The sequence below is a fragment of the Pseudomonas sp. FP2300 genome, assembly GCF_030687595.1.
In the GTDB taxonomy this organism is placed as follows: domain Bacteria; phylum Pseudomonadota; class Gammaproteobacteria; order Pseudomonadales; family Pseudomonadaceae; genus Aquipseudomonas; species Aquipseudomonas bijieensis.
In genome coordinates this window covers 3,570,833-3,597,306 of the sequence record NZ_CP117440.1, presented here as the reverse complement: position 1 = coordinate 3,597,306, position 26,474 = coordinate 3,570,833, and the positions used below count along the sequence as shown (strand labels likewise).

General features: G+C 66.1%; 3 protein-coding genes (1 of these 3 cut by a window edge). All 3 read left to right on the top strand.

What is annotated here, in order from left to right; all coding sequences use genetic code 11:
• Tightly spaced (each overlapping or abutting the next), the 3 genes in view from PSH86_RS15940 to PSH86_RS15930 form a layout consistent with a single transcriptional unit that may run on beyond the window.
• On the top strand, nucleotides 1–7,370 hold the 3' portion of the coding sequence (locus PSH86_RS15940; RefSeq protein WP_305483717.1) for a non-ribosomal peptide synthetase. Its footprint begins 2,239 nt before the window's first position; the window shows 7,370 of its 9,609 coding nt (coding positions 2,240–9,609); its start codon lies beyond the left edge, outside the window; its stop codon occupies nucleotides 7,368–7,370.
• Complete coding sequence (locus PSH86_RS15935; protein WP_305483716.1) at nucleotides 7,367–25,168, top strand: non-ribosomal peptide synthase/polyketide synthase; 17,802 nt, start codon at nucleotides 7,367–7,369, stop codon at nucleotides 25,166–25,168. Before PSH86_RS15940 ends, PSH86_RS15935 begins: the two co-directional genes overlap by 4 nt.
• Nucleotides 25,158–26,474 (top strand): MFS transporter, encoded by a 1,317-nt coding sequence (locus tag PSH86_RS15930; protein WP_305483715.1) that lies wholly within the window; start codon nucleotides 25,158–25,160, stop codon nucleotides 26,472–26,474. Before PSH86_RS15935 ends, PSH86_RS15930 begins: the two co-directional genes overlap by 11 nt.

The following is a 26,474-nucleotide window of genomic DNA, read 5'->3' as shown; positions in this document are numbered from 1 at the left end:
ATTCGCCGCCCCAACACCTGCTCAACGGCTACGGGCCGACCGAAAGCACCACCTTCGCCACCACCCACCGCATCACCCTCGAAGACGCCCTGAACGGCGATATCCCCATCGGCAAACCCATCGGCAACACCCAGGTCTACGTGCTCAATGAACAGCGCCGTCCGCTGCCCATTGGCGTTGCTGGCGAGCTGTACATCGGCGGTGACGGGTTGGCCCTGGGTTACTTGAACCAGCCGCAACTGAGCGAACAACGCTTCGTGCCCAACCCGTTCCAGCCGGGCTCGCGTCTGTATCGCACCGGCGACCTGGCTCGCTGGCGCGCCGACGGTGTGCTGATGTTCCTGGGGCGTAACGACTTCCAGGTCAAGATCCGTGGCTTTCGCATCGAACTGGGCGAGATCGAAGTGCAGCTCAAGGCCTTGCCCGAGGTGAGCGAAGCCGTGGTCCTGGCCGATGCCCAGCAACGTCTGCTGGCCTATTTCACCTCCACCACAGCCCAGGAACCGAGCGAATTGCGCACGCGCCTGGCCGCCGTGCTGCCAGACTACATGCTGCCAGCAGCCTTCGTGCAAGTGGACAGTTTTGCCCTGACCGCCAACGGCAAGCTGGACCGTCGCGCCCTGCCCGAACCCGACGAAAATCATTTCGCCCAACAACGCTACGAAGCGCCGCAAGGGCCAGTGGAAACCCGCCTGGCCGAGCTTTGGGCCCAGGTCCTCGGCGTGCCGCGCGTGGGGCGCCAGGACAACTTCTTTGCCCTCGGTGGGCACTCGTTGATGGCGGTGCAATTGGTCGAACAATTACGCGTACAGGGCTGGAGCCTGGATGTCGGAACGTTGTTCAACGCCAGCAACTTGCTCAACCTGGCCCTGGCGCTGGAACACCCCGGCGAGCCCGTCGAGGCCGGCGAACCGGTAACAGCGTCCATCCCGCCGCACTGTGTCCGCATCACCCCAGAACATGTGCCGCTGGTGAACCTGCCCCAAGCGCAGATCGATCGCATCGTCGCCAGCGTCGACGGCGGCATCGCCAACGTGCAGGACATCTACCCCCTCGCGCCGTTGCAGGAAGGCCTGCTGTTCCAACACTTGCTGCAGCCCACGGACGATGCCTACCTGCTGCGAGCCACCCTCGCCTTCGACAGCCGCGAGCGCCTGCAGGGGTTCATCGCAGCGTTCGACCAAGTGATTGCCCGCCATGACATCCTGCGCAGCGGGGTGCTCTGGGAGGGCCTGGACGAGCCGGTGCAAGTGGTCTGGCGCACTGCCCGTCTGCCCGTGGTCCACCTCACCGATGGGGAAACCTTTGCCGAGCGTGCACTGGACATTCGTCGCGCGCCGTTGGCGCAGGCGTTCACGCGCTTCGACGCACCCCGGCAACAGTGGCAGTTGCAATTGGTCCACCACCACCTGGCCATCGACCATGCCACCCTGGGCCTGCTATTTGCCGAAGTCCGCGCCTTGATGCTCGATCCCGATCATCGGCTACCGCCTAGCGTGCCATTTCGCCCGTTCGTGGCCCAGGCCCGCGAGCCTCGGCGTCAAGCGAGTGCCGAGGCATATTTCCAGCGACTGCTTGGCGACGTTGACGAGCCGACCCTGCCCTATGGTCTGCACGATATCCAAGGCACGGGCCGTGACAATCGCGAGGCGCAGTGTCAGCTCGAACCGGCCTTGTCCCTGCGCTTGCGGCGCCTGGCCAAGACCCAAGGGGTGGGCGTCGCCAGCCTGTTCCACCTGGCCTGGGCGATGCTGGTCGGCAAGACCAGTGGCCGTGACGACGTCGTCTTCGGCACGGTGCTGTTCGGGCGTTTCACCGGGGGCCAGCAGGTCGATCGGGCCCTGGGCATGTTCATCAACACCCTGCCACTGCGCATCGACCTCGACACGCCGCTGCACACTGCGTTGCATCAGATCCATACACGGCTGATCGAATTACTCGCCCATGAACACGCGCCCCTGGCCCTGGCACAACGTTGCAGCGCCTTGCCGGCCCAGGCGCCGCTGTTCACGGCCCTGCTGAACTTCCGCCACAGCCAGGCCCAGCACTCGGCACGCCCGGAATTCAACCTGCCAGGCATCCAGGTGCTGGGCAGCGAGGAACGCAGCAACTACCCGTTCTGCCTGTCTGTCGATGACTTGGGCGACGGGTTTGCCCTGACCGCGCAAATCCAGCGTTCGGTCTGCGCCGAAGCGGTCCTGGCGCATATGGTCCAAGCCCTGTCGGTGGTTGCGCAGACCTTGGAAACGGCGCCGATGACCCTTGCCTGCACACTCGACAGCTTGCCCGCGAGGCAACGCGAACAGGTGCTGGAAGGGTTCAACGCGACCCATCAGCCGCACCCACGCGACACCCTGCTGCAACAACCTTTCGAACAGCAGGCCGCGTTGCGCCCCGACGCCGTGGTCGCGTATGTTGCAACCGCAACCGCCGGTATCACGACGCTCACCTATGGCCAGCTCAACCGCCAGGCCAACCAACTGGCCCATGCCTTGCTGGCCTCCGGACTGCGCCCCGATGATCGGGTGGCGATCTGTCTGGAGCGCGGCCCGCACCTGCTGGTCGCCTTGCTGGCCATCTTGAAGGCCGGCGGCGCCTACGTGCCCCTGGACCCTACTTACCCGCCGGCACGCCTGCTGCACATGCTCGAAGACAGCGCGCCGCGCATGGTCCTGAGCAGCCAGTCACTTCGAGGTCGGCTACCGACCACGCCGATGACCGAGCGCTGGGAGCTGGACGACCCGGCGTTGCAAGCGCAGTTGTCCGCCTTGCCGATGGAAAATCCCGACGTCAACGGCCTGCACGCGGCGCACCTGGCCTATGTGATCTACACATCCGGCTCGACCGGACTGCCCAAGGGCGTGATGATCGAACACCGAAACGCCTGCAACCTGCTGCACTGGGCCCTGCGCAGCTTCGAGACGGATGAACTGCAACGCAGCCTGTTCGCCACCTCGATCAATTTCGACCTGGCGGTGTTCGAATGCTTTGTCCCCTTGGCCGCCGGCGCGGCCCTGCAACTGGTCGACAATGCCTTGGCCCTGGTTTCGCAGCCCAGCGCCGTATCGCTGATCAACAGCGTACCTTCGGCGGTCGAGGAACTGCTCAGGATCGGCGCCATCCCCGGCGCGACCCGAGTCGTCAACCTGGCCGGCGAACCGCTCAAGGCGCGCCTGGTGGAACAACTGTTCGCCCAGAGCGCCACGCGTCGGGTTTGCAACCTCTACGGACCGACGGAAACCACCACCTACTCGACCTGGCTGTCGATGCGTCGCGAAGAAGGCTACGTAGCCGGCATCGGCCGACCGCTGGACAACACCCGCGTATACCTGCTCGATCGGCATCGCCAGCCGGTGCCACTGGGGGTGGCCGGGGAAATCTACATAGGCGGCGCGGGCGTGGCGCGCGGCTACCTGAACCGGCCGGAGCTGAGCGCCGAGCGGTTTCTACCCGACCCTTTTGTCACCGCGCCCGACGCGCGCATGTACCGCACGGGTGATCTGGGGCGCTGGCGTGCCGATGGTCACTTGGAATACCTGGGGCGTAACGATTTCCAGGTCAAGGTACGCGGCTTTCGCATCGAACTGGGTGAGATCGAAGCCCAATTGCTCGGCATGCCGGACCTGCGCGAAGCGGTGGTATTGGCCCAACCCGGCCCTTCCGGCGACTCGCGCCTGGTCGCCTACCTGGTGCCCCATGACCCCGCCAGCCCTGCCCCGGATCTGGCCGAAGTCCGCGCTCATCTGGAAAGCCGTTTGCCGGACTACATGCTGCCCAGCGCATGTGTCGTCCTGACTCACCTGCCACTGACACCCAACGGCAAACTCGATCGCCAAGCTTTGCCAGCGCCTGCCGCAGTGTCCGCTGGCCACGCCAAACAGGTGCCTCGCGGGGACACCGAACGGCGCCTGGCAGCGATCTGGACGCAGATACTCGGTGAACCGGACATCGGTCGCGAGGATGACTTCTTCAGCCTCGGCGGGCACTCGTTGTTGGCGGTACAACTGCTTGAACAACTGCGGCGCAACGGCTGGGACCTGGACATCCGCAGCATTTTCGAACGTCCGACCCTCGCCACCTTGGCCCAGCGCCTGGAGACACTCGGCACTGGCGCCGCGCCTGAAGCCAGTGTCACGCGCATTCCTACCCCTTGCTCACGGATCACCCCGCCGATGCTCGACCTGGTCGAGTTGCCCCAGGCCCAGATCGACCTGATCGCGGCCCGGGTCCCCGGCGGTGCCGCCAACATCCAGGATATCTATCCGCTGGGCCCTTTGCAGGAAGGCATGCTCTATCACCATCGCGCGCAAAGCGCCGGGGATCGCTACGTGTTGCGCAGCCTGTTGGCGTTTACCGACGAGGCATACCTGCAAGGCTTTTGCGCCGCATTGGAGCAGGTCATCGCCCGGCATGACGCCTTGCGTACCCTGGTGCTCTGGGAAGACTTGGACGAACCCCTGCAAGTGGTCTTGCGCCAGGTGGCCTTCGTGCCTCGTCGTCTGTTGTTCAGCGGTGACGACGTCGCCGGGCAATTGCAGGCCAGCGCCGATCCCCGCCATTACCGGCTCGACTTGTGCCAGGCACCGCTGATCGAGGCGCGGGTGGCGTTCGATGCCGTCCATGAGCGCTGGTTGCTGTTGCTGCTGCATCATCACGTAGTGGTGGATCACACCTCGCTGGAGCTGATGATCGAGGAGATCGCCTTGATCGAAGGCGCCCGCCAGGCGGACTTGCCGCCACCCACCAGCACCCGCGGCTTGGTGGCCCAGGCGCGACAGGCGCACGTCGTGGCGGCTGCGCGGACATTTTTCAGCGAACAGTTGGGCGACCTGGAGGAACCCACCCTGCCCTTTGCCATCGACCTGGAAACCGATCCGCGCTGGCAGGCCCTGGAACACCGGCAAGCGCTGCCAGCCGAACTGGCGCGGCGCTTGCGTCAACAGGCCAGCGCCCACGGGGTGAGCGCGGCCAGTGTCTGTCACTTGGCCTGGGCGTTGGTCTTGAGTCACCTCAGCGGGCGCGATGACGTGGTCTTCGGCACGGTCCTGTTCGGGCGCCTGCAGGCCGGAGCCCACGCGGACCGGACCGTGGGGCTGTTCATCAACACCTTGCCGTTGCGCGTGCGCCTGGATGACGGTGTGCAGGTAGTGCTGGCCCGGGTGCAGCATGCGTTGAACGGTTTGCTGAGCCACGAGCAGACCCCGCTGGCCTTGGCCCAGCGTTGCAGCGCCATGCCGGCGGGCACCGCGCTGTTCAGCGCGTTGTTCAATTACCGCTACAGCCATGCCGAGCAGGCGAACCTGCGCCAGGCCATGCCGGGAATGAGCTTGTTGCACAGCGAAGAGCGCACCCATTATCCGTTCAACCTGGCGGTGGACGACCTGGGCGAAGGTTTCCAACTGACCGCCCAGACCCACCCCGGACACGCCCCGGCCCGGCTCGTCGGGTTCATGCAACAAGCCTTGGTTGCGTTGGTGGAAGCGCTGGAGCAAGCCGGCGATACCTCCGTGCTGCAATTGTGCGTGCTGCCTGACGAAGAAAAGGCGCAATTGGACCGCCTCAACCCACCGCTCGCCGCGCAGGCCCCCGACGCGACCTTGCAACAACGCTTTGCCGAACAGGCCGCGCGCAGCCCGGACGCCCTGGCGGTCATCGACGAACACCAGGCCCTGAGCTTTCGTCAGCTCAACCAACAGGCCAATCGCCTGGCCCATCATCTGCTCGCGATGGGTATACAGCGCGGCCAGCGCATCGCGGTCTGCCTGGAACGCGAGGCCCATCTGGCGATCGCCCTGCTGGCCGTGTGGAAAGCCGGTTGCGCCTATGTACCGCTGGATCCGGACTACCCGGTGACACGCCTGGCTTACATGCTCAGCGACAGCGCCCCGGCCGCCCTGCTTACCCAGGAACACCTGCGCGACCGGCTACCGTCTTTCGACGGCGGACCGTTGCTCAGCCTCGATGCACAATCGCAAGGGCTCGCGGCCTGGCAACAGGCCTGCGCAGACAACCCCGATGGCGCCGCGCTGGGTCAGCAACCCAGCGACCTGGCCTACCTGATCTACACCTCCGGTTCCACCGGACAGCCCAAAGGCGTAATGGTCGAACACCGCTCGGTGCTCAACCTCTGGGCCGGGTTGCGCCAACGCCTGGACGATCTGCCGCCCGGCACACGCTGCTCACTCAACGCCTCGGTCGCCTTCGATGCCTCGGTGCAGCAGCTCTGCCAATGGCTGAGCGGCCACTGCCTGGTACTGGTCCCCAAACGTGTGCGCCTGGATGCCGGCGCCTTGCTCGGCTACCTGAGCGCCCAGCAGGTCACTGTATTCGATTGCACTCCAAGCCAGATGCAGGCCTTGCTCAAGCACCGACAAACGCTGGCATCGGCCGTACCGTTGCCGCGGCGCATCCTGCTCGGCGGCGAAGCAGTGCCCAGCGAGTTGTGGACGCAGTTGGCCAGCGAGCACGAGGTACGGGTGTTGAACGTCTACGGCCCCACCGAATGCACGGTCGACACCACCAGCGCCTGGCTCGATCACCATTCGCAGCCAAGCCTCGGCCAGCCGCTGCCCAATACCCAGGTGCAGGTGCTCGATGGCCATGGCCGACGCGCGCCGTTGGGGGTGGCAGGGGAAATTCATATTGGTGGCTATGGCGTGGCCCGTGGTTACTGGCAACGCGAGGACCTGACCCGCGAGCGCTTCATTGTCGACCCGTTTACCCGCCAGCCGGGCGCGCGGCTCTATCGCACCGGCGACCTCGGACGCTGGGAGCTGGACGGCAGCCTCAGCTACTTGGGGCGCACGGACTTTCAAGTGAAGATCCATGGGCACCGCATCGAGCTGGGTGAAATCGAAAGCCACCTACTGGCGCTGCCCGGCGTGCGCCAGGCCGTGGTGGTGGGGCGCGCCGACCGCCATGGCGTGACGCGCCTGGTCGCCTACCTTCAGGGCTCGGCCCTGCCAACCCCGAGCCAGGCACGCACCACCCTCGGTGAACGCTTGCCCGATTACATGCTGCCTAGCGCGTATGTGCGCCTGGACAGTCTGCCGCTGACCGCCAACGGCAAGCTCGACCGCAACGCCCTGCCTGAACCTGACGCCCAGGCCTACGTGCAAACGCACTATGAAGCCCCCCAAGGCGAGGTGGAGATCACCCTGGCGGCGCTCTGGTGCGAGCTGCTGAATGTCGAGCGGGTCGGTCGCCACGACAATTTCTTCGCCCTGGGCGGTCACTCGTTGATCGCCATGAGTCTGGTCGAACGCATGCGCCAACACCGCTTGCGGGTGGATATCAGCCAACTGTTCACCGCCCCGACCCTGGCAGGTCTGGCCGCGGCCACTACCCCTTTGAAGGAGATGCTCCTGTGACTGCGGCTCAACTGCTGGCTCTGCTCAAACAACGTGGCGTGACCCTGTCATTGCGTGGCGATCAATTATCGGTGGTGGCCGACGACCAGGTCCTGGCCGACCAGGAGCTGATCGCGCTGCTGCGCAGCCACAAACCGGCACTGATCGAAGCCTTGCGCCAACCTGTCGCACTACCGCCCCTCGAGAGCGGATTGCCCAAGGGCACCACGCACATTACCCCGGCGATGTTCGACCTCTGCCAGTTGGACGAAGCCCAGCTCGCCAGCATCGTCGCCGGCGTACCAGGCGGCGCCGCCAATATCCAGGACATCTACCCACTGGTGCCCTTGCAAGCGGGTATTCTGTTTCATCACCTGCTCCAACAGCGTGGCGACACCTATCTGCTCAACGTGCTGCTGGCCTTCGACGACGAGCCCTGTTTGCGGCGCTTCATGGACGCGCTCAACCAAGCCATCGCCCGCCATGACATCCTGCGCACCGCCTTGGCCTGGGAGGGCCTCGATGAACCGGTGCAGGTGGTCTGGCGCCAGGCGCCGCTGACGCTGGAGCTGATCAACCCCGCCCAGGCCGATGTCGAGGCTGCATTGCGCGCCCACACCGATCCACGGCAGCAGCGCCTGGACCTGCGCCAGGCGCCCTTGATGCGCGCGGTGGCCGCCGAGGACCCACGCGCCGGCCGCTGGCTGTTGCAACTGTTGCACCACCACGCGGTGATGGACCACACCTCGCTGGAACGGCTGGTTCGGGAGGTCGCGGCGATCCAGCAAGGTCGGCTGGCCGAACTGCAACCACCACAGCCGTTCCGCGATTTCGTGCTGCGCGCTCGCCTGGGGCTGAGCGAAGCGCAACATGCCGCGTTCTTCACCGAGCTGCTGGGCGATATCGATGAACCCACCGCACCGTGCGGGCTGCTCGACGTACGCGGCGATGGCAGCCAGGTCCAGACCCTGGAGGCACCGCTGGCGATCGATCTGAGTCGCCGGATCCGTCTGCTCGCACGCAACCTGGGCGTCAGTAGCGCCAGTCTGTTGCACCTGGCCTGGGCCCTGGTCCTGGGCAAGACCAGCGGCCGCGACGACGTGGTGTTCGGCACGGTGATGTTCGGTCGTTTGCTCGGCGCCGGCGAAGCCGCGACCGCCATGGGGCTGTTCATCAATACCCTGCCATTGCGGGTGCGCCTGGCGGTGCCGGTGGAACAGGCGCTGCGCGACACCCACGCGCTGCTCAGTCGGTTGATTGCCCACGAGCACGCGCCCCTCGGCCTGGCCCAGCGTTGCAGTGCCTTGCCCAGTGGCACGCCGCTGTTCTCGGCGTTGCTCAACTACCGGCATAGCGCTGCCACCGAGCACGCCCCAATGCTGGCCGGCATGCGCGTACTGGGGGGCGAGGAACGCACCAACTACCCATTCAACTTGTCGGTGGACGATCTGGGCGAAGGTTTTTCGCTGAGCCTGCAAATCGACGCCCAGGTTGGTGCCGAACCGGTGCTCGACTGGCTCAACACAGCGCTGCAGAACCTGCTGGAGGCCCTCGAACGGCATCCACAGACCCTGGCGTGCCAACTTTCGGTGTTGCCTGGTGCGCAACAGGAACGGCTGTTACGCACCTTCAACGCCACCACCCGCGCCCTTCCTGGCCCGGGCTTGCTGCACCTGGCACTGGAGCAACAGGCCGAGCGGCAACCACAAGCCATCGCCGCACGTTTCGAGGCCGCCGATGGCTCGAGTCCGCTGACCTATGGGCAGCTCAATGCCCAGGCCAACCGGTTGGCGCACTGTCTATTGCAGGCCGGGGTCGAGCCCGACAGCCGTGTCGCGATCTGTCTGGAACGCGGCCCGCACCTGCTGATCGCCCTGCTCGGGATTCTCAAGGCCGGCGCCGCCTATGTGCCGTTGGATCCGGCGTATCCTCGGGAACGTTTGCTGCACATGCTCGAAGACAGCGCGCCGCGGGCACTGTTGACACTTCGCGCCCTGCAATCCAGCGTTCCAGCGCCCAGCGGTTGCGAGCTGCTGTGCCTGGACGCCCCCCACACTCAGGCCAGCCTGGCCGAATTCCCCAGCGACAACCCCGACCCTGCTAGCCTGGGCCTGACCAGCGCGCACCTGGCCTACGTGATCTATACCTCGGGGTCCACGGGCACACCCAAGGGCGTGATGATCGAGCACCGCAACGCCTGCAACTTGCTGAACTGGGCGCTGCACGCATTCGACGCGGTCAGCCTGCGGGACAGCCTGTTTGCCACTTCGATCAACTTCGACCTGGCGGTGTTCGAGTATTTCGTCCCTCTGGCCGCTGGCGCGACCTTGCACGTGGCCCGCAATGCCCTGGCCTTGCTCGACTGCCCGGTGCCGGTGACGCTAATCAACAGCGTGCCTTCGGCGCTTGACGCGCTGGTCGGTGCCCAGGCGATCCCGGCCTCGACGCGTGTGGTCAACCTGGCCGGCGAGCCCCTCAAGCAGAGCCTGGTCGAGCAAGTGTTCGCCCACAGCGCGGTGCAGCGCCTGTGCAACCTGTACGGTCCTTCGGAAACCACCACGTATTCGACCTGGGTATCGATGAGCCGCGAGCAGGGTTTCGTGCCCGGTATCGGACGGCCGCTGGACAACACCCAGGTGTACATCCTCGATGCCCATCGGCAGTTGGTACCGCTGGGCGTGGTCGGGGAGCTCTATATCGGCGGCGCCGGGGTCGCCCGTGGCTACCTGAATCGGCCAGCACTGAGCGCAGAGCGCTTCCTGGAGGACCCGTTCGCCACCCAGCCCGGCGCAAGGATGTACCGCACCGGAGACCTGGGCCGCTGGACCGCCGAGGGTCAGCTCCTCTACCTGGGGCGCAACGACTTCCAGGTCAAGGTGCGTGGCTATCGCATCGAGCTGGGGGAAATCGAAGCGGCCCTGGGCCGGGTGTCGGGCGTGCAGCACGCCGTGGTGATCGCTCGGGAAGAGGTGGCCGGGGATCCACGCTTGGTGGCGTACTGGGTGGCCCAGCCAGGCGTGTCGGTGTCCGAGGTGCAACTGCGCGACGCCCTGGCCGCTGGCCTGCCGGAGTACATGCAGCCCAGCGCTTACGTAGCTTTGTCGGCCTTGCCGCTGACGCCCAATGGCAAGCTCGATCGCCGCGCCCTGCCCGTTCCCGAGCATGGCGCGGCCGGGCACTTTGAACCGCCCCAGGACCCACTGGAAATCCAGTTGGCGGCCATTTGGAGCCGCTTGTTGGGGTTGCCACGGGTCGGTCGGGACGAGCATTTCTTCCAAGCCGGCGGCCATTCGCTGCTGGCAGTGCAGTTGATTTCCCAACTGCGTCAGCAATTGCGGATCGAGCTACCGCTGGCCTGCGTGTTCGACCAGCCAACCCTGCAGCGTCAGGCCCGGGCTATCGAAGCCTTGGCCGCGTCCGGACAATACGGTGCGGCGCCCATCCCGGCCGTTGCGCGGCCCGCACGGCTGCCGCTGTCGTTTGCCCAGCAACGCTTGTGGTTTATCGCCCACCTGGATGCCCAGGCCAGCGCCGCCTACCACATGGCCGGTGGTCTGCATTTGCGCGGAGCGTTACACGAATCGGCATTGCGCGCGGCACTGTCACGCATCGTTGAGCGGCATGAAGCCTTGCGCACCCGTTTCGTGTCCGAAGGTGGTGAACCGGTCCAGGTCATCGACCCACCGCAGGCCTTCGTCATGCCCAACGAAGACCTGCGCGGCCAGCCACAGGCGATATTCCAGGCCCGCTGCGCCGCCGAAGCACAGGCGCCATTCGACCTGGCGCGCGGCCCGTTGATTCGCGCGCGCCTGTTGCGCCTGGCCGAACAGGAGCACGTCCTGCTGGTCACCTTGCACCACATCGTCGGTGATGCCTGGTCGCTGGGGGTACTCACCCGCGAACTGACCGAACTGTACCGGGCCTTTGTCCTGGACCAGGCCGACCCGCTGCCGCCGCTGGCCATCCAGTACGCCGACTACGCCCTGTGGCAACGCTCACCGCGCCAGGCGCAACGAATCGCCGAACAACTGGCTTACTGGCGCACCCAGCTCGAAGACGCCCCGCCACTGTTGAACCTGACCTTGGACCGGCCACGTCCGGCGCACCAGGATTTCACCGGTGCCAGCCTGGAAGTCAGCATCGACGCAGGTTTGGTCCAGTCCATCAAACAGCTGAGCGACCGGCACGGCAGCACCTTGTTCATGACCGTCCTGGCCGCCTGGTCGATCGTGCTGGCGCGGTTGTCCGGGCAGAATGACATGGTGATCGGCTCGGTGCTGGCGAACCGGACCCGTGCCGAAGTCGAGCCGCTAATCGGCTTTTTCGTCAACACCCAAGCGTTGCGTGTACGGCTCGACGAGGCCGGTCAGGTTGCGCAATTACTCGCCCAGGTGCGGCGCACCGCGCTGGACGCCCAGGCCCATCAGGAGGTCGCCTTCGAGCATCTGGTCGAGGCCTTGAATCCAAGCCGTTCGCTGGCCCACAGCCCGATCTTCCAGGTCATGTTCGCCTGGCAGAACGCTCCGCAACCGAGCCTGGCGCTGGGCGCCCTGGAATTGACGCCGCTGAGCACCGACGAAGACAGCGCCAAATTCGACCTGACCCTGAACCTGCACGAACGCGACGGCGTGATTGGCGGTCGGTTGACCTATGCTAAGGCGCTGTTCGAGGCCAGCACCGTGCAGCGGCATTGGCAGGCCCTGTGCGCCACGTTGCAGGCCATGGTCGACGATGACCAGCAACCCCTCGATGGGCTGTCGATTCTCGGCGCAGCCGAGCGCGAACACGTGCTGCATGCCTTCAATGCCAGCGCCCTCGATTACCCGTCAAGCGAGTCGCTACACACGTTATTCGAGGCCCAGGTACAGCGCCGCCCCGAGGCGACGGCGGTGCAGGATGGCGACCACTCGCTAAGCTATCGTCAGCTCGACCATTACGCCGAACAACTGGCGAACTGGCTGGCCGAACACGGCGTGCGACCGGGTGATCGGGTGGCCCTGCGCCTGGACCGTGGCCCGCGTCTGGTCGCGACAATCCTGGCGATTCTGAAAAACGGCGCAGCCTATGTGCCCATCGACACGGCCACCCCGCTGGAGCGGCAACGTACCCTACTGCACGATTGCGGCAGTGCCTGGTTGCTCACCGACGAACCGCCCTCGAGCGTGCTCGAGCCGACGGTCCGACACCTGGCCTTGGCAGCCTGGGAAAACACCCTGGCCCAGGGCTCTCTCGCCACGCCGCGCCAGCATCCCTCGGTGTCTGCCGAAGCGACCGCCTACATCATGTATACCTCCGGCTCCACTGGCGCGCCCAAGGGTGTGCAAGTCCCCCACCGTGCGGTTACCCGGCTGGTGCGCAACAACGGTTTCGCCGAGTTCAACGCCCAGGACCGGATTGCCCTGGCCGCCAACCCGGCGTTCGATGCCAGCACCCTGGAGATCTGGGGCGCATTGCTCAACGGCGGCTGCCTGGTGGTCTGCCCACGCGATACCCTGCTCGACGTTGCGCGTTTCAATGAGCATCTGCTGCACCACGAAGTCAGCGTGCTGTGGCTCACCGCCGGGCTCTTTCATCAGTTTGCCGAACCCTTGGCCCCGGCATTTCGCAACCTGCGCTACCTGATGGTCGGCGGCGATGTGCTCGACCCTCGGCGCATCGCCCAGGTGCTGCGCCACTCGCCGCCCCAACACCTGCTCAACGGCTACGGGCCGACCGAAAGCACTACTTTTGCCACCACCCACCGCATCACCCTTGAAGACGCTCTGAACGGCGATATTCCGATTGGCAAACCCATCGGCAACACCCAGGTCTACGTGCTCGACGAACAGCGCCGTCCGCTGCCCATCGGTGTCGCTGGCGAGCTGTACATCGGCGGCGACGGGTTGGCCCTGGGTTACTTGAACCAGACGCAACTGAGCGAACAACGCTTCGTGCCCAACCCGTTCCAGCCGGGCTCGCGCCTGTATCGCACCGGCGACTTGGCTCGCTGGCGCGCCGACGGTGTGCTGATGTTCCTGGGACGTAACGACTTCCAGGTCAAGATCCGTGGCTTTCGCATCGAACTGGGCGAGATCGAAGTGCAGCTCAAGGCCTTGCCCGAGGTGAGCGAAGCCGTGGTCCTGGCCGATGCCCAGCAACGTTTGCTGGCCTATTTCACCGCCACCACAGCCCAGGAACCGAGCGAATTGCGCACGCGCCTGGCCGCCGTGCTGCCGGACTACATGCTGCCAGCAGCCTTCGTGCAAGTGGACAGTTTTGCCCTGACCGCCAACGGCAAGCTGGACCGTCGCGCCCTGCCCGAACCCGACGAAAATCATTTCGCCCAACAACGCTACGAAGCGCCGCAAGGGCCAGTGGAAACCCGCCTGGCCGAGCTTTGGGCCCAGGTCCTCGGCGTGCCGCGCGTGGGGCGCCAGGACAACTTCTTTGCCCTCGGTGGACACTCGCTGCTGGCGGTGCAACTGGTCGAACACATGCGTGCCGAAGACTGGGCCATTGATGTTCGCACCCTGTTCGGTGCGCCCACCATCGCCGCACTGGCCACGGCGCTGGCGCACCGCGAAACGCCCCCCAGCCATGATCCCGAGGTACTGGGAGCGTCCCTGCCGTTGGGCTGCACCCACATCACGCCTGAGTTGTTGCCGTTGGTGGAATTGACCCAGGCGCAGATCGATCGCATCGTCGCCAGCGTCGAGGGCGGCGCGGCCAACGTGCAGGACATCTATCCCCTGGCGCCGCTGCAGGAAGGCCTGTTCTTTCACTATTTGTTGCAAGACGAAGGCGACACCTACCTGCTGCACACCACCCTGGCCTTTAGCGACGAAGCTCGACTGGACGCTTTTTGCCTGGCGCTGCAACAAGTCATCGCCCGCCACGACATTTTGCGCACCGCCCTGGCCTGGGAAGACCTGGAGCAACCCGTGCAGGTGGTCTGGCGGGAGGCGCCGCTGCCCATCGAGATCCTGCGCATTACCGAAGCCGATGCGCTCGCTCAACTACAGGCCCACACCAATCCCCGGCAACGGCGCCTGGACATCCGCCAGGCGCCGCTGCTACGGGTGGTGAAGGCGTTCGACGCCGGCCAGCAACGTTGGTTGCTGCAGGTCTTGCACCATCATTTGGTGCTGGACCACACCACCCTGGAACGCATGGTCGAGGAAATCGTGCTGATCCAGCAGGGCCGCGAGGCGCAGTTGCGCGCACCGGTACCGTTCCGGACCTTCGTCGGGCACGCCCGGCGCGGCCAGGACAGCGCCCGACAGCAGGCTTTTTTTCAAACCATGCTCGCCGACGTCAGCGAACCCACCGCCCCGTTTGGCCTGCTGGATGTGCAAAATACCGGTGAAATCGACGAGGCCCACGGGCCGCTGGACCCCACGCTGGCGCTCGCCCTGCGCCAGGCGGCGCGGCGCCATCAGGTGAGTGTCGCCAGTCTGTTTCACCTGGCCATGGCGCTGGTGTTGGGCAAGGCCACCGGACGCGCCGACGTGGTATTCGGCACTGTCTTGCTCGGTCGTTTGCAAGGCGTGCAAGGCGCCGATCAGGCATTGGGGGTTTTCATCAATACCTTACCGTTGCGCATCGGCTTCGCGCAGAGCTCGGTAAGCGACAGCCTGCAACGTACTCATCAGGCCTTGCTGGGGTTGCTCGAACATGAGCACGCACCGTTGACCATGGCCCAGCGCTGCAGCGGCGTGCCGGCCAGCACGCCGTTGTTTTCCGCGCTGTTGAATTTTCGCTACAGCCTGGAAGACACGCCACACCAAAGTGTCGAGGGCATGCAAGTGTTGAGCAGCGCTGAACGCACCAACTATCCCTTCACCGTTTCGGTGGACGACCTTGGCCAAGGCTTCGGCGTGACTGCGCAAATTGCCGGTTCGGTGGGGGCGCAACGGGTCTGGTCCTTCCTGCACCGTGCCCTCGCCAGCCTGGTCGAAGCCCTGGATCACAACGCGCAACAGTTCGCCCAAACCCTCGACGTCCTGCCGGCGGACGAGCATCAGCGCTTGGCCCGGTTCAACGCCACGCAGCGTACGCAGCCCGAACGTGCCTTGCTGCACCAGCGCTTCGAAGCACAGGCTCGCTTGACCCCGGAGGCTGAGGCGGTGCGTTGCAAGGGGCGCGTGCTCAGCTACGGACAGCTCGACCGCCAGGCCAATCGCCTGGCTCGGCAACTGCAAGCACTGGGTGTCGGGCCCGAGGCACGGGTCGGTGTTCACTTGCGCCGCTGTCCGGAATTGATCGTCGCGCTGCTGGCCGTGCTCAAGGCGGGCGGCGCGTACGTTCCGCTGGACCCGGCCTACCCGACTCAACGCCTGGCCTACATGCTCGACGACAGTGCCCCCGTGGCAGTGCTGACGATGGGCGACGCGCCGCTGGGCCTCACCCTCGCCGCTACCTGCCGGCAGCTCAATGTCGACGAGGCCTTGCACACCGGCGACACGACGCCGTTGGCTGTGGCGTTGGAGGCCAGCCACCTGGCCTACATGATCTACACCTCCGGCTCTACCGGGCAACCCAAGGGGGTGATGATCGAACACCGCAACGCGCGCAATTTCCTCGACTGGGCCCTGCGTAGCTTTAGCGCTGAAACCCTTGCCCACAGCCTGTTCAGCACTTCGATCAACTTCGACTTGTCGGTGTTCGAATGCTTCGCGCCGTTGTCCTGCGGCGGCACCCTCGAACTGGTCGACGACGCCTTTGCCCTGCTTGAGCACCGTCCCGCTCTGAGCCTGCTCAACAGTGTGCCGTCGGCCGTTGACGCCTTGCTGCGCGCCGATGCGCTGCCGGACTCGCTGGGCACCGTCAACCTCGCCGGCGAAGCGCTGCCGCGACACTTGGTCGAGCGGCTGTTCGCCCATGGCGCGGTGCACCAGGTCAACAACCTCTATGGCCCGACCGAGACCACGGTCTATTCGACCTGGGCCTCGATGGACCGCGCGCGCGGCTTTGTCCCGCACATTGGCCGGCCCATCGACAATACTCAGGTGCACGTGTTGGATGACGCGGGGCAACCATTGCCGGTGGGCGTGACTGGCGAGTTGTATATCGGCGGGGCCGGCGTGGGGCGTGGCTACCATCGGCGGCCCGAACTGACCCGCGAGCGCTTCCTGCCCGACCCGTTCAGTGCCGAGCCGACGGCGCGGCTATACCGCACTGGCGACTTGGGTTTCTGGGACGCCGACGGCCAGTTGCATTACCTGGGGCGCAACGATTTCCAGGTCAAGATTCGTGGTTTTCGCATCGAACTGGGGGAAATCGAAGCGGCTCTGCTCGCGCTTCCACACGTGGCCGCCGCAGCAGTGCTGGCGGTCCAGCGTAATGGTCGCGAGCCCGCGCTGGTGGCCTATGCCGTGGCGACGGCGGACGCAGGGCCGTTGACGCCAACGGCGCTGCGCGAGGCCCTGGCGAGCCGCTTGCCGGGGTACATGGTGCCAGCGCTGGTCGTGCCCCTGGACACGCTGCCCCTGACCCCCAACGGCAAACTCGACCGCGCCGCCTTGCCGGTGCCCGGCGAAGACGCCTGGACCGCCCAGGCCTATGAAGCGCCAAGCGGTGAACAGGAAACGCTCATGGCCGAGATCTGGCGCGACCTGCTGGGCGTCGTTCAGGTGGGGCGTCATGATCATTTCTTCGAACTCGGCGGACACTCGCTGCTGGCGGTGCAATGGGTCTCCCGGGTGCGCCAGCGCCTGGGGCTGGAATTGCCCCTGGCGACCTTGTATGCGCACCCGACCGTGGCCGCGCTGGCCAGCGTCATGGGCAATGCGACGCGCAGCGCCCTGGCGCCGATCACGGTGCTGCCGCAGAGCGTTGCGCGCCCCTTGTCGTTTGCCCAGCAACGTCTATGGTTCATCGCCCGCCTGGATGCGCAGGCGAGCGCCGCCTACCACATCAGCGGCGCCTTGCGCTTGGATGGCGAACTGGACGAAGCGGCGCTGCGCAACGCCTTGACGCGCATCGTCGAACGCCACGCCGTGCTGCGGACCCGTTTCGTCGAGCAGGACGCGGAAGTCCGCCAGGTCATCGACGCGCAGCCGCGCCTGGCGTTCGCCTGCCTGGCGCTGGACGCTAGCGACCCGGCCCGCCTGCAACAAGTCATGGCCAGCGAAGCTGCTCGGCCGTTCTCATTGAGCGAGGGCCCGTTGCTACGGGTGCTGCTGGTGCGGCAGAGCCCTTGCTGCCACCTGCTGCACGTGACCCTGCACCACATCATCGCCGACGGCTGGTCCATCGGGGTGCTGATCGACGAACTGTCGACCTTGTACAAAGCGTTCCGCCAGGGCGCGGCGGATCCGCTTCCGGCCTTGGCGATCCAATACGCCGACTATGCCGCCTGGCAACGCGATTGGCTGGCCGGCGAGCGTCGTACCGAGCAGTTGGCCTATTGGCTCGAACACCTGCGCGATGCGCCCGAGCGGGTCGACCTGCCCAGCGATCGTCCACGGCCGCCCCGCCAGGACTTCGCCGGTGCGCGGTTGACGGTCGCACTCGATGAGCCGACCAGCGCTGCGATCAAGGACTTGAGTCGCCGCCACGGCACGTCGCTGTACATGACCTTGCTGGCGGCCTGGGCGATTGTGGTCGGGCGCCTGGCCGGCCAGGAACGCGTGGTGATCGGCACCCCGGTCGCCAACCGCACACGCAGCGAAGTCGAGCCGTTGATTGGCTTTTTCGTCAACACCCAGGCGCTGTGCATCGACCTGGCCGGGCAACCGGACGTCAGCCAGTTGCTGGCCCAGGTGCGTGAGCACGCGCAGCAGGCCCAGGCGCACCAGGACGTGCCGTTCGAGCATGTGGTCGAAGCCCTCAACCCGCCCCGCTCGCTGGCACACAGCCCGGTATTCCAATTGATGTTCGCCTGGCAGAACGCCCCACGCAGCGCGCTGGACCTCGATGGCCTGAGCCTGACCAGTCTGGCCGCCGAGCAGGTCACTGCGCCTTTCGATCTGTCCCTGGAACTCTATGAGGCCGAGGGGCGCATCGTCGGCGGGCTCAACTACGCTACTGCGCTGTTCGATGCCGCCAGCGTGCATCGGCATTGGCGCTACCTGGTCAACGTGTTGCGCCAGCTGTGCGCCGACGACCGCCAACCGCTGGCCCGCCTGTCGTTGGTCGATGCCCAGGAGCGCGAGCACCTGCTGCACGGCCTCAACCCGGCGCCAACCGCCTACCCGCAGGCCGGCTGGGTGCACCAACCGTTCGAGCGCCAGGCGCTGTTGCAGCCCGACGCCATCGCGGTCGAACTGCATGGGCGCGGGCTGAGTTACGCTGAGCTCGATCGCCAGGCCAATCACCTGGCCTGGCAGATGATCGCGCTGGGCGCGGGGCCCGGCCAACGCGTGGCGATCCATCTGCCGCGCAGCCTGGAGATGGTGCTGGCCCTGGTCGCCACCCTCAAGACCGGGGCGGCCTACGTGCCGCTCGACCCGAGTCAGCCCCTCGCACGCCGGCAAGGCATCATCGAGGATTGCCAGCCGTGCCTGCTGCTGTGGGATGCGCAGCGCGTCGAAGCGTTGCAATGCAGCGACCGTTGCACGCCGCTGTCGGTGCGCTTGGCGGCAACGGCGATGCAGGCACCCTCCGCGCCATCGCTCGGGCAACCGAGCCCCGATGACCTGGCCTATGTCATATACACCTCCGGCTCCACCGGCCTGCCCAAGGGGGTCGCCATGGGCCATCTGGCGTTGAGCAACCTGCTGGCCTGGCAGGCCGAACAGCCGTTGCCCGGCCCGGCTCGTACCCTGCAATTCGCCGCGCTGGGATTCGATGTCGCGTTTCAGGAGGTTTTCTCCACCCTGGGCAGCGGCGGCACCCTGGTGTTGCTGGACGAAGCCCAGCGCCTGGACCTCGCGAGCCTGCCGCGCTGGCTCGGCCAGGCGCGTATCGAGCGTTTGTTCCTGCCCTATATCGCCCTGGCAGCGATGGCCGACAGCTGGGCCGACGCCCCGCTTGAACTGGCCATGCTGCGGGACGTGATTGTCGCGGGCGAGGCGCTGCGCATCACCGGCGCGTTACGCACATTGTTCAGGCACCATCCCCGAGCGCGCCTACACAACCATTATGGCCCGACCGAAACCCATGTGGTGTGTACCCACACCCTGCCCGACGATCCGGAGCAATGGCCTGACGTACCGGTGATCGGACGGCCGATTGCCAACACCCAGGTGTGCCTGCTCGATGCCCATGGCCAATGGGTGCCCCAAGGCGCTGTCGGCGAACTGCATGTCACCGGCGTGGCCCTGGCCCAAGGCTACTTGAACCGTCCCGAGCTGACCGCCGAGCGGTTTATCGAGGCCCCGTTCGACGCCACTCCCGGCGCGCGCCTGTACAAGACCGGCGACCTGGCCCGCTGGACCGCCGAAGGGACGCTGCAGTACCTGGGGCGCAATGACTTCCAAGTGAAGATTCGCGGTTATCGGGTCGAGCTGGCCGAGGTGGAAAGCCGCCTCGATCAATTGCCCGGGCTGCGCGAATCGGTGGTCATCGTGCTGCCGGCGGACCACGGCGACCCGCGCCTGGTCGCCTATTTCAGCGCCGAGCAGACCTTGTCGCCGCTGGACCTGCGCAGCCAACTGAGCGAGCGCCTGCCCGAGTACATGTTGCCCAGCGCCTTTGTACAACTGCATGCCCTGCCGCTGACCAGCAATGGCAAGGTCGATCGCCAACGTTTGCCGGCACCAGCCCCCGAGGCGTTTGCGCAAACCGAATATAGCCAGCCCGAGGGCGAGCTGGAAATGACCCTGGCGGCAATCTGGAGCCAATTGCTGGGTGTCGCATCCATCGGTCGCGAAGACGACTTCTTCGCCTTGGGCGGACACTCGCTGCTGGCATTGCGGTTGCTCGCTCAAGTGCGCCATCGACTGGGCCTGGAAGTGCCGCTCTCGGCGGTCTTCGCCCAACCGCGCCTGCATGCGTTGGCGGCAGTGCTGGCCGACGCCGGGCGCAGTCGCTTGGAACCGTTGCAGGAAACCGACCGCAGCCAGCCCCTGCCACTCTCGTTCGCCCAGCAAAACCTCTGGCTGATCCAGCAACTCAACCCGGACTCGACAGCAGCCTTCAACATGCCGGCGGGCTTGCGCCTGCGCGGCAAGCTCGACATCGAGGCGCTGCGCCGCAGCCTGGATCGCATCGTGGCGCGCCACGAAAGCCTGCGGACCCGGTTCGTGAGCCTTGCCGGCCAAGCGCGGCAGGTGATCGACCCACCACGGGCATTGGCCCTGGACGTACTGGACCTGAGCGCGCCCGGCGCGGCGGATTGGCAGGTGCTGTGCGCCGAGGAAGCCGGCCGACCGTTCGACTTGACCTGTCAGTGGCCGATCCGCGCACGCCTGTTGCGCCTGGATGTCGACGATCATGTCGTGCTGGTGACGGTGCATCACCTGGTCTCGGACGGCTGGTCCATGGGCGTACTCACCAACGAGTTCTCCCGTCTCTACCAAGCCTTCAGCCAGGATCAGGTCGATCCCTTGCCGCCCCTGGCGCGCCAGTACGGCGATTACACGCTGTGGCAACGCCAATGGCTGCAGGCGGACGAATTGCAACGCCAACGTGCCTATTGGCAGGCCCACCTGGACGGCGCGCCGACCTGCGTGACCCTGCCCACCGACCGCCCGCGTCCGACTCGACAGGACTACGCTGGGGCGAGCCTGCCGGTGCGTATCGATGCCGAACTGAGCCATGGGCTCAAGGCCCTTGGACGGCGCCATGGCACCACCTTGTACATGACCTTGCTGGCGGCCTGGGCCGTGGTGGTCAGTCGGCTGTCGGGCCAGGCCGAGGTGGTGATCGGCTCACCTGTCGCCAACCGCAACCGGGTCGAGCTGGAGCCGCTGATCGGCTTCTTCGTGAACTTCCAGGCCTTGCGCATCGACCTGGGCGACGCGCCTCGGGTGGGTGCGCTGCTGGCCCAGGTCAAGGGCCTGGCGCTGGCCGCCCAAGAGCATCAGGACCTGCCGTTCGAGCAAGTGATCGAAGCGCTCAACCCACCGCGTTCGCTGGCTCATAACGCGATTTTCCAACTGATGCTGGCTTGGCAGAACGTTCCGCAGGGCAACCTCGACCTCGGCAACGGACTGCAATTGCACAGCGTCGGCGCGCCGGTCAGCACGGCCAAGTTCGACCTGGCCCTGGATGTCCATGAAGCGGGCGATGTCATCGAGGGTGGCTTCAACTACGCCACCGCGCTGTTCGATGCCGACACCGTGGCCCGTCACTGGCAGGCGCTGTTGGCCGTGCTGCGGGCCATGGTCGACGACGATCGCCGGGCCGTGACCCGCATTGACCTGCTCAGCCCGGCCGAGCGCGAGCAGTTGCTGCATGGCTTCAATCCGGCGCTGGCGCTGGCGGCCCCGAGCTGCGAACGATTGCACCAACGTTTCGAGGCCCAGGTCGCACGTCGTGGGGACGCCATTGCGCTCCAATACGAGAACCTGACCCTCAGCTACCGGGCGCTCAACGAGCGGGCCAATCGCCTGGCCCATCGCCTGCGCGACCTGGAGGTCGGCCCGGACAGCCGCGTGGCGATCCACGCCGAGCGCGGCATCGAAATGCTCATCGGCATACTCGCGGTCCTCAAGGCCGGAGGCGCCTATGTCCCGCTGGACCCGGTCTACCCGGTGCAGCGCTTGAACTTCATGCTCGACGACAGTACGCCACGGGTCCTGCTGACCCTGGCTGCGTTGCCTGAGACGCTGCAGATCCCCGCATCGTGCGCAGTGGTATCCCTGGACCCGGACACCGGTGAATGGGGGCATTTGTCCAGCATTGACCTGGCAGCCGATCCGCGAGCCAGTGACACGGACCTGGCCTACATCATTTACACCTCGGGCTCGACCGGCGTGCCCAAGGGCGTAATGATCGAGCATCGCGCGGTGATGCGGCTGTTCAGCGCTACCGACGCCTGGTTCGGCTTCAACGACCGGGACGTCTGGACCTTGTTCCACTCTTTCGCCTTCGACTTCTCGGTGTGGGAAATCTGGGGTGCGCTGCTGCACGGTGGCCGGTTGGTGGTGGTGCCCTACTTGACCTCGCGCAGCCCGGAGGATTTCTACCACCTGCTGGTGGACGCCGGCGTCACCGTGCTCAACCAGACCCCTAGCGCCTTTTATACCTGGATGAAACAGACCCGCGCCGAACCCCATCGGTTGCGCTGTGTCATCTTCGGTGGCGAGGCCCTGGATGCCGCCGCGCTGCGGCCCTGGTTCGAACGGCCGGACAGCCAGGCTACCCGCCTGGTGAACATGTACGGCATCACCGAGACCACTGTGCATGTGACCTACCAGCCGATCGAAGCCACCGACTGCCATGCCCAGGCCGGGCTGGCACCGATTGGCCGGCCCATCCCGGACTTGCGGGTCTACCTGCTCGATGCCCACGGCGAACTGGTACCGCGAGGCGTGGTCGGCGAGCTGTATGTCGCCGGCCCAGGCCTGGCGCGCGGCTACCTGAATCAACCGGCGCTCGATGCCGAGCGCTTCCAGCCGGCGCGCTTTTTCGGCGGCCAAGGCGAGCGTCTCTACAAGACCGGCGATCTGGCACGCTGGACCGCCGACGGCACCTTGCACTACCTGGGCCGTAACGACCAGCAGGTCAAGGTGCGTGGCTTCCGCATCGAACTGGGCGAAATCGAAGCCCGGCTGAGTACCCTGGACGGCGTGCGCTCGGTGGTGGTGCTGGCGCGTCAGGACGATCCCGGCGATGCGCGCCTGGTCGCCTATCTGCTGGCCGAGCCGGACCGGCACCTGGAGCCTGGGCAATTGCGCTCAGCACTGACCGGACAATTGCCAGCGCACATGTTGCCCAGCGCCTATGTGCAGCTGGAGCAATGGCCCTTGACCGCCAACGGCAAACTTGACCGGCGCGCCCTGCCGGCTCCCGATCAGCAAGCCTTGCAACAGCGTCCTTATGCGGCGCCACGCGGCACCACGGAAACGCGACTGGCGCAACTGTGGTCGCGACTGCTGGGCATCGAGCAGATCGGTCGTGACGACAACTTCTTCGCCCTGGGCGGGCATTCGTTGCTGCTCGTGCAACTGCTCGACGGCTTGCGCGCGCAGGGAATGGATGTGGCCATCGGCGCCCTGTTCAGCGCTGAAAGCCTCGCCGCGCTGGCCCGCGAGGTCGTTACGCTGGACGTTGCCAGCGTCGCGGCCCAAGGCCTGCTGTGCATTCGCGCCGGTTCGCCGGGTCGCGCGCCGCTGTTTTTCATCCATGAAGGCACGGGCGAGGCGTTGCCGTATGTCCGGCTAGCGCAGCATCTGGACCCGGAATGGGGGATCTATGCCGTGCAGGCCGCCGCCGAACTGGACGACGGCGTCGACAACACGACCTTGGCCAGACGCTACATCGAGCTGCTGCGCACGGTCCAACCGCACGGTCCCTATCAGCTCGCCGGCTGGTCGGCGGGCGGCGTGCTGGCCTATGAAATGGCCCGCCAACTGCTAGGCGAGGATTGCCCGGTAGCGTTCCTCGGGCTGATCGACAGCAGCCAGCCGGGCGCCCTGCGCGCCGCACCGTTGGCGCTGAGCTTCGACGAAGCCGGCCTGCGCCAGCAACTGATCGGGTACTTTGCGCACCACCGGGTCGGCGACAGCGCCGATGACCCTGCCCAGGACACCTGGCATGCCGGGCTCGATCTGGACGCGGTGATCGCTGCGGCCCAGGCACGGGGTTGGCTGCCAGCCGGTTTCGACCGCCAGGAGCTGAGCCGCCGAGCCCGTCTCAACCTGAACCTGCGCAATGCCATGGTTCGCTATCGGCCGGCGCCGCTAGGCCTGCCCGTGCACCTGTTCCGCGCCACATCGGCAGGCCCTGCGGGAAGTGGCTCGCGAGATCTGGCAGCCGACTGGCGCGCGCTGCTGGGGGCCGAGCTGGTCGAGCAGCGTATCGAGGGCGATCACTGGTCGATCATGCGCGACCCCGAGCATTTGCAACGGCTGGCGCAGGCTTTGGAGCAGGCGCTGGCGCGAGCCGAGCAGCGCCCTGCCAGTCCGTCGGGCGCGCGCGTCAGCCTGGTCCTGCAAACCGGCGCGCCGAACGCGCCCTGCCTGTTCATGATCCCCGGCGCCGGCGCGAATGTCGCCAGCTTCGTGCCCCTGGTCCGGCAACTGGACCCGCGATTGACGGTGATCGGCCTGCAAGCCCGTGGTTCCGACGGCCAGCGCGAGCCCCATGCCTCGGTGCAGGCTGCAGCCAGCGCTTATGTACGGGAAATCCGCGCGCAGGTTCCGAACGGTCCCTACTACCTGCTCGGGCACTCATTTGGCGGCTGGCTGGCCTTTGAAGTCGCCCGCCAATTGCACGCTGAGGGTACTGGGGTGGCACCGGTGCTGGTGCTCGACAGTCGCGCGCCTGGCACGCGGTTGGCCAGTGATTCGCGTGGGGCCCTGGCGCACTATGTGGCGTTGCTGGAGATGGAGGTCGGGTGTGAGCTGGGCCTCGACGTCGACAGCCTGGCCAAGCTGGAACCGGACGAGCAATGCGCCCGATTGCTGACGCGCATGCAAGCCGTCGGTTTGATGCCCGCGCAAGCCCGTGCCGATGCGTTGCGTGGTCCTTTGCGGGTGTTTTACGCCAACCTGGCGAAAGACTATCGACCGGCATCGGTCTATCCGGGCCCTGTGGTAGTGTTCAAGGCCGGGCGAGGTCATGGCGAAACCGAGGATGGCTGGGAGGCATTCGCCGGGGACTGTCAGCGCCACGTGCTTGAAGGGTGTGATCACCTGTCGATTCTCAAAGCGCCTGCGGCACGGACTTTGGCCGAGTACCTAAAACACTATTGGCCCGCGCTGGAGGCGTTTCAAACCCATGGAAATTGAGCATTCGGTGCGGCCCTGGGTATGGGCGTGGGCGGGTCAGGTCGTCTCCACCTTGGGGTCGGCCCTTGCGGCTTTCAGCCTGGGCATCTGGTTGTTGCAGCAGCACGCCAGTGTGACGGACTACGCCCTGGTCATCGCGCTGTCTGCGTTGCCGGGACTGCTCCTGGCGCCCGTGGCGGGCTGGTTGGTGGACCGCTGCGAGGCGCGGGCGATCCTGCTCGGCGTCGAGGCCGGTAGCGGTTTCGCGGCGCTGATCCTCTGGTGGCTGTTCGAGCAAGGCGAGCTGGAACGGTGGCAGGTGTATGCCTTTGCCGCCGTCAATTCCAGTGGCCAGGTCATGCGCATGCTCACTTGCCAGGCAGCGATCCCGCGAATCTTGAGCAGTGCGCAAGCGATTGGCCGGGCCAACGGCCTGATGCAACTGATGGTCGGCTTGCCGCAACTGATCGCGCCCACCCTGGCGGCCCTGTTGCTGGGCAGCGTTGGAGTTCCTGGACTGTTGTTGCTGGATGTCGGTGCGGTGCTGTTTTCCGCTGGCGTGCTCGGTTGGCTCGCCTGGGTGGCGACGGCGGTGCGCGCCACCGGCCAAGGGCGTGTCGTGGCCGTGGGCGGATTGGCAGCCGTCTTGGCGGTGCTGCGCGGGCGTCCGGCGTTTTGCGCGTTGCTTGCCTACCTGGGCGTCGAGCATTTGATGCTCGGGCTGGCCTCGGTCCTGTTGGCGCCCATGGTTTTGGAGCGTTATTCGGTATTGGTGCTGGGCACACTGATGACCTGCGGCGGCCTGGGCATGCTGGGCGGCTCATTGTGGGTGGTTGCCCGTCCACCACAGCGATTGATCCGCACGGTATTGCTCGCGGACCTGATGCTCGGCGTCAGCATCCTGGGCATAGGTGTCAGTACCTCGCCGGTGGTTTTGTATGCGGCGGCATTCGTCGCCTTTGGCTGCTTTTCACTGAGCACCAGCAGCGACCAGAGCTTTTGGCAACGTAGCCTGCCCAACGCCATCCTCGGTCGGGTACTGTCAGCCCGGCAGATCGTCTGCCTGCTGGCCCTGCCGCTCGGGGCGCTGGGCGCGGGTGCGCTGGCCGACAGTTGGGCGATTCCATTGATGAGCCAAGGCAGCGAGCTGCAAGCCTGGCTGGCCCCCGTGCTCGGTATCGGCAAGGTCGGCGGCTTGAGCTTGCTCTTCGCCGTCGCCGGCCTGCTGTATGTGCTGCTGGCCGGCCTGGGATTGACCATCGCACCGTTTCGTCGGCTTGAGCCTGGGTGGGTTGCGTCCACCCAGGTCGTGGCCGAACCTGGCTGA